Annotated in this window: 10 protein-coding genes and 1 pseudogene; 9 read left to right on the forward strand and 2 right to left on the reverse strand. The window is 71.2% G+C overall.

Annotated features, from left to right (window positions below; genetic code table 11):
• The 4 genes from hisS to ACFYNP_RS24070 all read left to right on the forward strand — a co-directional run bounded on the left by hisS (position 1) and on the right by ACFYNP_RS24070 (position 4395).
• Positions 1 to 1263, forward strand: coding sequence for a histidine--tRNA ligase (hisS, locus tag ACFYNP_RS24055; RefSeq protein WP_388787959.1), 1263 nt, complete (start codon positions 1 to 3; stop codon positions 1261 to 1263).
• A gap of 148 nt (positions 1264 to 1411) precedes the next feature.
• Positions 1412 to 2050, forward strand: coding sequence for a vitamin K epoxide reductase family protein (locus ACFYNP_RS24060; protein ID WP_388787961.1), 639 nt, complete (start codon positions 1412 to 1414; stop codon positions 2048 to 2050).
• Between the two features lie 63 nt (positions 2051 to 2113).
• Positions 2114 to 3469: a replication-associated recombination protein A gene (locus ACFYNP_RS24065; protein WP_388411608.1), complete on the forward strand. Its 1356-nt coding sequence runs from the start codon at positions 2114 to 2116 to the stop codon at positions 3467 to 3469.
• A gap of 209 nt (positions 3470 to 3678) precedes the next feature.
• Entirely contained in the window at positions 3679 to 4395 is a 717-nt protein-coding gene (locus ACFYNP_RS24070) for an HNH endonuclease family protein (RefSeq protein WP_388787962.1), read from the forward strand.
• A gap of 11 nt (positions 4396 to 4406) precedes the next feature.
• Here ACFYNP_RS24070 and ACFYNP_RS24075 read toward each other — a convergent pair whose 3' ends face one another.
• Positions 4407 to 5087, reverse strand: coding sequence for a DUF2470 domain-containing protein (locus ACFYNP_RS24075; RefSeq protein WP_388787964.1), 681 nt, complete (start codon positions 5085 to 5087; stop codon positions 4407 to 4409).
• A 225-nt stretch (positions 5088 to 5312) separates the two neighbouring features.
• Between ACFYNP_RS24075 and rpsD the strand changes: the two genes are divergently transcribed.
• Positions 5313 to 5927 (forward strand): 30S ribosomal protein S4, encoded by a 615-nt coding sequence (gene rpsD, locus ACFYNP_RS24080; protein ID WP_053723667.1) that lies wholly within the window; start codon positions 5313 to 5315, stop codon positions 5925 to 5927.
• 29 nt (positions 5928 to 5956) lie between these two features.
• On the opposite strand, the pseudogene ACFYNP_RS24085 reads toward rpsD, so the two are convergent.
• Positions 5957 to 8114: pseudogene (locus ACFYNP_RS24085) on the reverse strand (ATP-binding protein).
• A gap of 167 nt (positions 8115 to 8281) precedes the next feature.
• On the opposite strand from ACFYNP_RS24085, the gene ACFYNP_RS24090 reads away from it, so the two are divergent.
• Genes ACFYNP_RS24090 through ruvX form a run of 4 tightly spaced genes read left to right on the forward strand, consistent with a single transcriptional unit; the run spans position 8282 to position 12192 of the window.
• Entirely contained in the window at positions 8282 to 8722 is a 441-nt protein-coding gene (locus ACFYNP_RS24090) for a DUF948 domain-containing protein (RefSeq protein WP_382600232.1), read from the forward strand.
• A gap of 7 nt (positions 8723 to 8729) precedes the next feature.
• Positions 8730 to 9059, forward strand: coding sequence for a DUF6167 family protein (locus ACFYNP_RS24095; RefSeq protein WP_388411619.1), 330 nt, complete (start codon positions 8730 to 8732; stop codon positions 9057 to 9059).
• Complete coding sequence (gene alaS / locus ACFYNP_RS24100; RefSeq protein ID WP_388787967.1) at positions 9059 to 11728, forward strand: alanine--tRNA ligase; 2670 nt, start codon at positions 9059 to 9061, stop codon at positions 11726 to 11728. The genes ACFYNP_RS24095 and alaS overlap by 1 nt, the downstream gene beginning before the upstream one ends.
• Positions 11728 to 12192 (forward strand): Holliday junction resolvase RuvX, encoded by a 465-nt coding sequence (ruvX, locus tag ACFYNP_RS24105; protein WP_388787969.1) that lies wholly within the window; start codon positions 11728 to 11730, stop codon positions 12190 to 12192. Before alaS ends, ruvX begins: the two co-directional genes overlap by 1 nt.
• Positions 12193 to 12279 lie beyond the last annotated feature (87 nt).

Raw genomic sequence — 12279 nt, forward strand, 5'->3', positions numbered from 1 at the left:
ATGAGCACCTTCCAGGCCCCCAAGGGCACCTACGACCTGATCCCGCCGGACTCGGCGCGCTTCCTCGCGGTGCGCGAGGCCATCTCGGCGCCCCTGAAGCGGTCGGGCTACGGCTACATCGAGACCCCCGGCTTCGAGAACGTCGAGCTCTTCGCGCGCGGGGTCGGCGAGTCCACCGACATCGTCACGAAGGAGATGTACGCCTTCGAGACCAAGGGCGGCGACCGGCTCGCCCTGCGCCCCGAGGGCACCGCCTCCGTGCTGCGCGCGGCCCTTGAGGCCAATCTGCACAAGGCGGGCAACCTCCCCGTCAAGCTCTGGTACTCGGGCTCGTACTACCGCTACGAGCGCCCGCAGAAGGGCCGCTACCGCCACTTCTCGCAGGTGGGTGCGGAGGCGATCGGTGCCGAGGACCCGGCGCTCGACGCCGAGCTGATCGTCCTGGCCGACGACGCGTACCGCTCGCTCGGCCTGCGCGAGTTCCGCATCCTGCTGAACTCGCTGGGCGACAAGGAGTGCCGGCCGGTCTACCGCGCCGCGCTCCAGGAGTTCCTGCGCGGGCTCGACCTCGACGAGGACACCCTGCGCCGGGCCGAGATCAACCCGCTGCGGGTGCTCGACGACAAGCGGGAAGCGGTCCAGAAGCAGCTGGCGGACGCGCCGCTGCTGCGCGACTACCTGTGCGACGCGTGCAAGGCGTACCACGAGGAGGTGCGCGCGCTCCTGACGGCACAGGGCGTGGCATACGAGGACGACCCGCGTCTGGTGCGCGGCCTCGACTACTACACCCGCACGACGTTCGAGTTCGTCCACGACGGTCTGGGTTCGCAGTCCGCGGTCGGCGGCGGCGGCCGCTACGACGGTCTCTCCGAGATGATCGGCGGCCCCGCCCTGCCGTCGGTGGGCTGGGCCCTCGGCGTCGACCGCACGGTCCTGGCCCTGGAGGCCGAGGGCGTCACCCTCGAACTCCCCGCCGCGACCAGCGTGTTCGCGGTCCCGCTCGGCGAGGAGGCGCGACGTGTGCTCTTCGCCAAGGTGACGGAGCTGCGGCGGGCCGGCATCGCGGCGGACTTCTCCTTCGGCTCGAAGGGCCTGAAGGGCGCGATGAAGAACGCGAACCGCAGCGGGGCCCGGTTCACCCTGGTCGTGGGTGAGCGCGACCTCGCGGAGGGCGTGGCCCAGCTCAAGGACATGGAGTCGGGGGAGCAGGGGCCGGTGCGCCTCGACGACGTCCTGACGACCCTTCAGGAGCGGCTGGCCTGACCGGCGGATTGGGTACGGCCCGGCACGGCGCCGTACCCAACCCCCGGCCGTACTTATCCCCATCGAACGGTGGACAGAGTGTCCCGTGCGGCACAATGAGGCCCCGGCAGCACAGGCGACCACGATGACGGGATGACGGACCGGCGCTATGACCACAACACTTGACGACGTCTCCTCCGACTCCGGCCACCCCGAGGTCAGCGGCAAGGGGGCGATCGGCGGCAGCCGCGCCTTCGCCTGGCTGCTCGTGATCACGGGTGCGGCCGGTCTGGTGGCGGCCTGGGTCATCACGCTCGACAAGTTCAAGCTCCTGGAGAACCCGAACTTCGTGCCGGGGTGCAGCCTCAACCCGGTCGTCTCCTGCGGCAACATCATGAAGAGCGAGCAGGCGGCCGCCTTCGGCTTCCCGAACCCGATGCTGGGTCTGGTCGCCTACGGCATGGTCATCTGCGTCGGCATGAGCGTCCTGGCGGGCGCCCGCTTCCGCCGCTGGTACTGGCTGACCTTCAACGCCGGCACCCTGTTCGGCGTCGGATTCGTCACCTGGCTCCAGTTCGAGTCCCTGTACCGGATCAACTCGCTGTGCCTGTGGTGCTGCCTGGCCTGGGTCGCCACCATCTTCATGTTCTGGTACGTGACCTCCTTCAACCTCCGCAAGGGGCTGCTGCCGGCGCCGGGCTGGGCGAAGAACTTCCTGGCCGAGTTCACCTGGGTCTTTCCGGTGCTGCACGTCGGCATCATCGGCATGCTGATCCTGACCCGCTGGTGGGACTTCTGGACCAGCTGACGGCCCCTGGGCGTTTTCGCAGCTCAGACGGCGTTGTCAGTGCGGTGCCATAAGGTCGTGGGCGTGGAACCCGATCTTTTCACCGCAGCAGCGGAGGACCGCCAGGAGAAAGACCCGGCGGGCAGCCCTCTGGCCGTACGGATGCGTCCGCGCGTCCTCGACGAGGTGGTGGGCCAGCAGCACCTCCTGAAACAGGGCTCGCCGCTGCGCCGCCTCGTGGGGGAGGGGGCCGGCGGCCCGGCCGGCCCGTCCTCGGTGATCCTGTGGGGCCCGCCCGGTACGGGCAAGACGACGCTGGCGTACGTGGTCTCCAAGGCCACGAACAAGCGGTTCGTGGAGCTCTCGGCCATCACCGCCGGGGTCAAGGAGGTCCGCGCGGTCATCGACGGAGCGCGCCGCGCCATCGGCGGCTTCGGCAAGGAGACCGTCCTCTTCCTCGACGAGATCCACCGCTTCTCCAAGGCCCAGCAGGACTCACTGCTCCCCGCCGTCGAGAACCGCTGGGTCACGCTGATCGCGGCCACGACGGAGAACCCGTACTTCTCGGTGATCTCACCGCTGCTCTCCCGCTCCCTCCTGCTCACGCTCGAACCGCTCACCGACGACGACCTGCGGGCCCTGGTGCGGCGGGCGCTGGGCGAGGAGCGCGGCCTCGGCTCCGCGGTCACCCTGCCGGCGGACGCGGAGTCGCACCTGCTGCGCATCGCGGGCGGCGACGCCCGCCGTGCGCTGACCGCCCTGGAGGCGGCGGCCGGTTCGGCCCTCGCCAAGTCCGAGCAGGAGATCACGCTCCAGACGCTCGAAGAGACCGTCGACCGTGCGGCGGTGAAGTACGACAAGGGCGGCGACCAGCACTACGACGTGGCGAGCGCGCTGATCAAATCGATCCGCGGCTCGGACGTGGACGCGGCGCTGCACTATCTGGCCCGGATGATCGAAGCGGGCGAGGACCCCCGCTTCATCGCCCGGCGCCTGATCATCTCCGCGAGCGAGGACATCGGCCTGGCGGATCCCACCGCACTGCCGACGGCCGTGGCGGCCGCCCAGGCCGTGGCCCTCATCGGCTTCCCCGAGGCGGCCCTGACACTGAGCCACGCCACGATCGCGCTGGCGCTCGCCCCGAAGTCCAACTCCGCGACGACGGCGATCGCCGCCGCGATGGCGGACGTCCGGGCCGGGCTCGCCGGCCCGGTCCCGCCCCATCTGCGCGACGGCCACTACAAGGGCGCGGCCAAGCTGGGCCATGCCCAGGGCTACGTCTACCCGCACGACGTCCCCGGAGCGATCGCCTCCCAGCAGTACGCACCGGACGCGGTGGCCGACAAGCGCTACTACGAGCCGACGCGGTACGGGGCGGAGGCACGGTACGCGGACGTGGTGGAGAAGGTCCGGGAGCGTTTGGCGCGCGGCGAGGAGTAGCTGGGCGCGCCGCGAGGGGTAGGGGGTGGGCCCCCACCCCCTCGGGGGTATCGTTCGGCTGCGGGCCGGGGCGGCCGGTCGCGCGGCACCCCCGCGCCCCTGTCAGCACCGACGGGGGCCATCGGGACGGGCGGGCCTGCGGGGGTGCGGGCCGCGTCCCGTCGTCGGCGCGGCGGGCAGGTACGCGGGGCCGGATCTACGCTCGGCCCATGACCTCGCTCCGCCCCGCGGTCCTGCTCGGTGCCGCGCTGCTGCTCGCGGTGTCCGGCTGCGCGGGCCGTCCCGCGGCGGAGACGGCCCACGCCGATACGGCGGCCCGCGTCTCCGCCGTCCCCCTCACGAGCGCGGGATTCCCGCCGGATCCCGTCACCGCCCGGGACCAGCTGGGGCGGCTCGAAGTCGGCTGGGGGCAGCACTGGGAGACGTACCGCCGGGCCGAGTTCGGCGAGACCTGGTCCGATGACACCGACGCCCCCGGCGGACGCAACGGCTGCGACACCCGCGACGACGTACTGCGGCGCGACCTCTCCGACCTGAAGCAGGGCGACCGCAACCCCTGTGTGGTGGTCTCCGGCACGCTGCACGACCCCTACACCGGAAAGTCGCTGCCGTACTACTACCGCCGGGCCTCCCAGATCCAGACCGACCACGTCGTGGCGCTCGGCGCGGCCTGGCGGGCCGGCGCCTGGGCCTGGAGCCCGCAGCGCCGCCTGGAGTACGCCAACGACCTGGACGTCCTGCTCGCCACCGACAAGCAGACCAACTACGACAAGAGCAGCCTGACCCCGGACAAGTGGAAGCCGCCGCGCCACGCGTACTGGTGCGAGTACGCGCGCCGCTGGGTCGGCATCAAGGCCAAGTACCGGCTGACCGTGACCCCGCCGGAGAAGGCGGCTCTCCAGGACATGCTGGCCGGCTGCGGCTGACCGGACGGTGCTCAGCCCGCCGCGGCCTCGAAGAGCTGATGCATCGCGCGGCGCAGGGCCGTGATGTCGGCCACCGGTTCGGGGAAGTCGAAGCGCGCGTCGAAGGTGTGACCGTCGGCGTGGCCGAAACGCACCCGCAGCCCGAACCGGTCGAGCGCCAGCGGAGTGACCCGTGCCACGCCCGCGCGCTCGACCAGTCCGCACAGCAGACCCAGCTGCTCGCCGTGGACGGCCGCGAGGTGCTGGAGGAGTTCGGGCTCGTGCCGCACCAGTGGGTCGGGCGTCGCCCGGGCGAAGTCCTCCGGGTCCACCGCCGCGGCGCCCCAGAGGTCGTCCACGTAGGCCTCGCCCACTTCGAGGCGGAGCGTCATGCGCCCCGGTCCCGCCCGGCCGGGCAGCAGGGTCAGCCAGCCGGAGACCCAGGCGCGGCCCCGGATACGGTGGGGGACGGAGACCGGAGCCACATCCGCGAGTTCCAGGACGGCCGGGACCTCGTCGTCCTGTGCGTGCGTGGCGGCCCGTACCGCCGGGGAATCGGCGGGGTAGGTCAGGAACAGATCGCCGTCGGGGCCGACGCCGCGTTCGTCGGCCACGAGCTGCTCCGGACGGGCGCTCGCAAGGCCCGGTACGAGCAGCACCGCCGAGCAGGTACTCTGTACGAGAGTTCGTGTGCGCTCGGCTGCTGACGGCATCCGCGCGATTTCAAGTCCGCTGGGACGCGGCTGACCACGATCTGATCGGACCTCCGTCACGTGCCCGGCTCCTGAGGAGTCGGGAGAGTCGGCCTCCCGCGAGAGCGGCGTCTGGCCGACCTTCTTCGTGCTGTCCGTGATGTGACTGGTGTTCCCCGGACGAGACATGCGATCTCCTTGAGTAAGGTGAGCCTAACCTAACCCAACCATGGAGGTTTGGAGAACGTGCCTAACCAGTCGCGTCCCAAGGTCAAGAAGTCTCGTGCGCTCGGCATCGCGCTGACGCCGAAGGCCGTCAAGTACTTCGAGGCCCGCCCCTACCCGCCGGGCGAGCACGGCCGTGGCCGCAAGCAGAACTCGGACTACAAGGTCCGTCTGCTGGAGAAGCAGCGCCTGCGCGCCCAGTACGACATCAGCGAGCGCCAGATGGCGCGTGCCTACGACCGCGCCAAGAAGGCCGAGGGCAAGACGGGCGAGGCGCTGGTCGTCGAGCTTGAGCGTCGCCTCGACGCCCTGGTCCTGCGTTCGGGCATCGCCCGCACCATCTACCAGGCCCGCCAGATGGTCGTGCACGGTCACATCCAGGTCAACGGTGGCAAGGTCGACAAGCCGTCGTTCCGTGTCCGTCCGGACGACGTCGTGACCGTCCGCGAGCGCAGCCGCGAGAAGGTTCCCTTCCAGGTCGCCCGCGAGGGTGGCTACGCCGGCGAGGGCGAGACCCCGCGCTACCTCCAGGTGAACCTGAAGGCCCTGGCCTTCCGCCTGGACCGCGACCCGAACCGCAAGGAAATCCCGGTCATCTGCGACGAGCAGCTCGTCGTCGAGTACTACGCCCGCTGATCCAGGCGTCGTACCGGAGCCTCAGCGCTTCAGCCCGCCGTCCCCCCGCTCCGCACGGAGCGGGAGGCGGCGGGCTTCCGCATGTGCGGGCTCCTCCGGCCCCCGCCCCTCCCGTGCGGGTGCCAACTCCCCTGCCCCGTCCGCCGGTTGACGCGCTCCCAGCGCCCGTGCCACCGCGGCCTCCAGGTCGATCGAGGTGCCGCGCCGCCGGTACTCCTCGTACGCCGTGTCGCCGAGCCGCTCGCGGGTGCGCTCCTCGCACAGCACGTGCGCGGCGTAGAAGTACGCCGAGCCGAACAGCGGCAGGCCCACCGACGGCCAGATCCGTTCCGCCGCGCCCTGGAGCACCGCCGCCTCCACCGGGTCCCCGGTGTCCACTTCGACGAGCGCGAGCAGCTCCAAGGTGAGCACCGTGGCCACCAGGTCGTGGAAGGCATGACTGATCGCGAGGGTCTCCCGCAGCAGGGCACGCGCCCGCTCCGGATCGCCGCGGTACCAGGCCACGTACGCCAGGACGTACAGCGCATACGCGCGAACCCAGCGCTCGCCGTGGTCCTCGCAGACCTCCACGACCTGCTCGCACACCGAGACGGCCTCGTCCAGGCGGCCCCGGAAGCCCACCGCCATCGCCATCTCGACCCGGCCCATCAGCACATTGCCGTTGAGCTCGCCGACCTCCTCATATCCGGCCAGGGCGGCGCGGATGAGCTCCTCGGCGCGCGGCATGTCGTCGGTGACCAGGGCCAGACACCCCGTGCGGTGCACGGCGTACGCCACCGCCACCGGGTCGCCGCGCAGCTCGGCCGCCTCGCGGCACTCCTGGAGTGCCGCGATCGCCGCCACCGCGTCGCCCTGGAGCACCGCCACATAGCCGAGCACCCACAGCGCCTTGAGCCGCGCGCTGTCGTGCTCGCCCCGGGTGTCCAGGACCTGGGTCAGCCAGTGCCGTCCCTCGGCGAGCCGCCCGCAGCCGGTCCAGTAGAACCAGAGCGTGCCCGCCAGGTACTGGGCCAGGTGCACGTCATCGGACGCGCCGAGCGAGAACTCCATCGCGGCCCGCAGATTGGGCAGTTCGCCCTCCACCCGGGCGGCCACCTCCGCCTGGCGGGGGCTGAACCAGTCCAGTTCGCACCAGGTGGCGAGCCCCAGGTACCAGTCGCGGTGACGCCGGTGCAGCCGCTCCGCGTCCCCGGTCGCCGCCAGCCACTCGGCGCCGTACTCACGGACCGTGTCGAGCAGCCGGTAGCGGATGCCGCCCGGGCCGTCCTCGCGCACCACCACCGACTGGTCGAGCAGCTCGCCGAGGACGTCGAGGATGTCGTGCTGCGGCAGATCCGAGCCCACGCAGATGTACTCGACGGCCTCCAGATCGAAGGAGCCCGCGAACACCGAGAGCCGCGCCCACAGCAGCCGCTGCGCCCCCGTGCACAGCTCGTGGCTCCAGCCGATGGCCGTCCGCAGGGTCCGGTGACGGGGGAGCGCACCCCGGCCGCCGCCGGTGAGCAGCCGGAACCGGTCGTCGAGGCGGCGAAGAAGCTGCTCCACCGAGAGCGTCCCGAGCCGTCCGGCCGCGAGTTCCAGGGCGAGCGGAATCCCGTCGAGCCGCCGGCACAGCTCGGCGGCCGCCGTACCCCGGGCCTCGGCCGCCCGCTCCCCGCCCCTGGCCTCGGCCGCGCGCTCGGCGAAGAGCAGCAGCGCGTCGTCCTCGTCCATCGGCGCCAGCGCGCAGACCCGCTCGCCCTCGATCCGCAGCGGCAGCCGCCCGGCGGCGAGCACCCGCAGCCGCGGGCAGCCCCGGAGGAGCTCCCGCACCAGCTCGGCGCAACCCTCCACCAGCTGCTCGAACCCGTCGACGACCAGCAGGAGTTCACGCTCCGCGAGATGGTCGAGGAGCAGCCGGCGCGGAGCCCTGGCCGTGTGATCGGTCAGGCCGAGCGCCTCGACGACCGCGTGGTCGAGGAGCGCGGGATCGGTGAGGGCGGACAGCTCCACCAGGCGGACGCCCCCGCTGTACCGTTCCTGCTCCACCGCCACGGCCGCGGCCCGCAGGGCCAGGCGGGTCTTGCCCACTCCACCGACGCCGGTCACCGTGACCATGCGCGCATCGCTGAGCAGCCGGTCGAGACGGGCCAGTTCTCGGTCTCGCCCGACGAAGCGGTTCAACTCCGCGGGCACATGGGAGCGCATGGAACACGCAGCGTACTCAAGGGTATGCACTGCGTACAATCGGCTTGCTCGACTCCGCCGGTGGCGGGCGGGAACGCGGTACGGGAAGCCATCCGCGGCGCGATAGGGTCGGAGGACTACCTTTTTCGAGGTTTTCGGGTTCCGACGGGTTGCGGGGAGCGGTGCAAGTGTCCGGTGGAGAGGTGGCCGGGATCCTGGTGGCCGTCTTCTGGGCGATCCTGGTGTCCTTCCTCGCGGTCGTTCTCGTGAGGCTGGCCCAGACGCTGAAGGCGACGACCAAGCTGGTCGCGGACGTGACCGACCAGGCCGTCCCCCTGCTCGCGGACGCGTCGAGCGCGGTGCGCTCGGCGCAGACCCAGCTGGACCGCGTCGACGCGATCGCGTCCGACGTCCAGGAGGTCACCTCCAACGCCTCCGCGCTCTCCACCACCGTCGCCTCCACCTTCGGCGGCCCCCTGGTGAAGGTCGCCGCCTTCGGCTACGGGGTGCGCCGGGCCATCGGCCGCAAGGGCGCCGCCCCCGCCGAGGCACCCGCCCGGGAGAGCCGCCGTACCGTGATCGTCGGGCGGACCGTGCCGTCCGCGCGGCGCTCCAAGCGAAAGGGCTGACGCTGCGATGTTCCGCCGTACGTTCTGGTTCACCGCGGGCGCTGCCGCCGGAGTCTGGGCCACCACCAAGGTCAACCGGAAGCTGAAGCAGCTGACCCCGGAGAGCCTGGCCGCGCGCACCGCCGACAAGGCGGTCGAGGCCGGTCACCGGCTCAAGGACTTCGCCCTCGACATCAAGTCCGGCATGGCCCAGCGCGAGGCCGAGCTCAACGACGTCCTGGGCATCGGCGAGAGCGAGCCGCCGCGCGAACTTCCCGCGCAGCGCCGTCTCGTCGCCATCGAGACCACACCACAACAGCACACCAAGCATTCGTACAACCGGAATGAGGACCACTGATGGAGTCGGCCGAGATTCGCCGCCGCTGGCTGAGCTTCTTCGAGGAGCGCGGGCACACCGTCGTCCCTTCGGCGTCGCTCATCGCGGACGACCCGACTCTGCTGCTCGTCAACGCGGGCATGGTCCCCTTCAAGCCGTACTTCCTCGGTGAGACCAAGCCGCCCGCCCCGCGCGCCACCAGCGTGCAGAAGTGCGTGCGCACGCCGGACATCGAAGAGGTCGGCAAGACCACCCGGCACGGCACGTTCTTCCAGATGTGCGGCAACTTCTCCTTCGGGGACTACTTCAAGGAAGGCGCCATCAAGTACGCCTGGGAGCTGCTCACCAGCTCCGTGGCGGACGGCGGCTACGGCCTGGAGCCCGAGAAGCTCTGGATCACCGTCTACCTGGACGACGACGAGGCCGAGCGCATCTGGCACGACGTCGTCGGCGTGCCGAAGGAGCGCATCCAGCGCCTCGGCAAGAAGGACAACTTCTGGTCCATGGGCGTGCCCGGGCCGTGCGGCCCCTGCTCCGAGATCAACTACGACCGCGGCCCCGAGTTCGGCGTCGAGGGCGGCCCGGCCGTCAACGACGAGCGGTACGTGGAGATCTGGAACCTGGTCTTCATGCAGTACGAGCGCGGCGCCGGCGAGGGCAAGGAGGACTTCCCGATCCTCGGCGACCTGCCGTCGCAGAACATCGACACCGGCCTCGGCCTGGAACGCCTCGCGATGATCCTCCAGGGCGTACAGAACATGTACGAGACCGACACCCTGCGCGTCGTCATGGACAAGGCCACCGAGCTGACCGGTGTCCGCTACGGCGACAAGCACGAGTCCGACGTCTCGATGCGCGTGGTCGCCGACCACATCCGCACCTCCGTGATGCTCATCGGCGACGGTGTGACCCCGGGCAACGAGGGCCGCGGCTATGTGCTGCGCCGCATCATGCGCCGCGCCATCCGCAACATGCGCCTCATGGGTGCCACCGGCCCCGTGGTCCAGGACCTCATCGACGTCGTCATCAAGACGATGGGCCTCCAGTACCCGGAGCTGGTCACCGACCGCAAGCGCATCGAGACGGTGGCCCTCGCCGAGGAGGCCGCGTTCCTCAAGGCGCTGCGCGGCGGCACCAACATCCTGGACACCGCCATCACCGAGACCAAGGCCACCGGTGGCACGGTCCTGGCCGGCGACAAGGCGTTCCTGCTCCACGACACCTGGGGCTTCCCGATCGACCTCACCCTGGAGATGGCCGCCGAACAGGGCCTCTCCGTGGACGAGGACGGCTTCCGCCGTCTGATGAAGCAGCAGCGCGACCAGGCCAAGGCCGACGCCCGCGCGAAGAAGACCGGCCACGCCGACCTGTCCGCCTACCGCGAGGTGGCCGACGCCTCCGGCGCGACGGACTTCACCGGGTACACCTCCACCGAGAACGAGTCGACCATCGTCGGCCTGCTCGTGGACGGCGTGCCCTCGCCCGCCGCCACCGAGGGCGACGAGGTCGAGGTCGTCCTCGACCGCTCGCCGTTCTACGCCGAGGGCGGCGGCCAGCTCGCCGACCAGGGCCGCATCAAGCTCGACAGCGGCGCGGTCATCGAGGTCCGCGACGTGCAGAAGCCGGTCCCCGGCGTCCACGTGCACAAGGGCGTCGTGCAGGTCGGCGAGGTGACGGTCGGCGCGTCCGCGTACGCGGCCATCGACACCAAGCGCCGCCGCGCCATCGCCCGCGCCCACTCCGCCACCCACCTCACCCACCAGGCGCTGCGCGACGCGCTCGGCCCGACGGCCGCCCAGGCCGGCTCCGAGAACTCGCCGGGCCGCTTCCGCTTCGACTTCGGTTCGCCCGCCGCCGTCCCCGGCACGGTCCTCACCGACGTCGAGCAGAAGATCAACGAGGTCCTCGCCCGCGAGCTCGACGTGCAGGCCGAGGTCATGTCGATCGACGAGGCCAAGAAGCAGGGCGCCATCGCCGAGTTCGGCGAGAAGTACGGCGAGCGGGTCCGCGTGGTCACCATCGGCGACTTCTCCAAGGAGCTGTGCGGTGGCACTCACGTCCACAACACCGCCCAGCTGGGTCTGGTGAAGCTGCTCGGCGAGTCGTCCATCGGCTCCGGCGTGCGCCGCATCGAGGCCCTGGTCGGCGTCGACGCGTACAACTTCCTGGCGCGCGAGCACACGGTCGTCGCCCAGCTCCAGGAGCTGGTCAAGGGCCGTTCCGAGGAGCTTCCGGAGAAGATCTCCGCCATGCTCGGCAAACTGAAGGACGCCGAGAAGGAGATCGAGAAGTTCCGCGCCGAGAAGGTGCTCCAGGCCGCCGCCGGTCTGGTGGACTCCGCCAAGGACGTCCGCGGCACCGCGCTGGTCACCGGTCAGGTGCCGGACGGCACCTCCGCGGACGACCTGCGCAAGCTGGTCCTGGACGTGCGCGGCCGCATCCCGGGCGACCGCCCGGCCGTCGTCGCCCTGTTCACCACGGCCAACGGCCGCCCGGTGACCGTCATCGCCACCAACGAGGCGGCCCGCGAGCGCGGCCTCAAGGCCGGCGAGCTGGTCCGTACCGCCGCCAAGACCCTCGGCGGTGGTGGCGGCGGCAAGCCGGACGTCGCCCAGGGCGGCGGCCAGAACGCGGACGCGATCGGCGACGCCATCGACGCCGTCGAGCGCCAGGTCGCCGAGACCGCCTGATGCGACGAGGACGCCGACTCGCGATCGATGTCGGGGACGCCCGGATCGGGGTCGCCTCGTGCGACCCCGACGGGGTGCTCGCCACGCCGGTGGAGACCGTGCCGGGACGCGACGTCCCGGCCGCCCACCGGCGGCTGCGCCAGATCGTCGAGGAGTACGAACCGATCGAGGTGGTCGTCGGACTGCCCCGCTCCCTCAACGGGGGCGAGGGCCCGGCGGCGGCCAAAGTCCGCCTCTTCGCCCAGGAGTTGGCGCGCGGCATCGCCCCGGTCGGGGTGCGGCTGGTGGACGAGCGCATGACGACGGTGACCGCGAGCCAGGGGCTGCGCGCCTCCGGAGTGAAGTCGAAGAAGGGACGTTCCGTCATCGATCAGGCCGCGGCCGTGATCATCCTCCAGACCGCACTTGAGGCCGAACGGGTGTCAGGTAACGCTCCGGGCGAAGGCGTCGAAGTGGTTATCTGATCGCGATACGGTAACGTTCCGGCCGATGCGGAGGCATTCGAACAGTCGCCGCACAGCACAAGAGGCGGACCGTCCGGATGCCTCGCG

This window comes from Streptomyces sp. NPDC006691 (assembly GCF_042869955.1).
Taxonomy (GTDB): domain Bacteria; phylum Actinomycetota; class Actinomycetes; order Streptomycetales; family Streptomycetaceae; genus Streptomyces.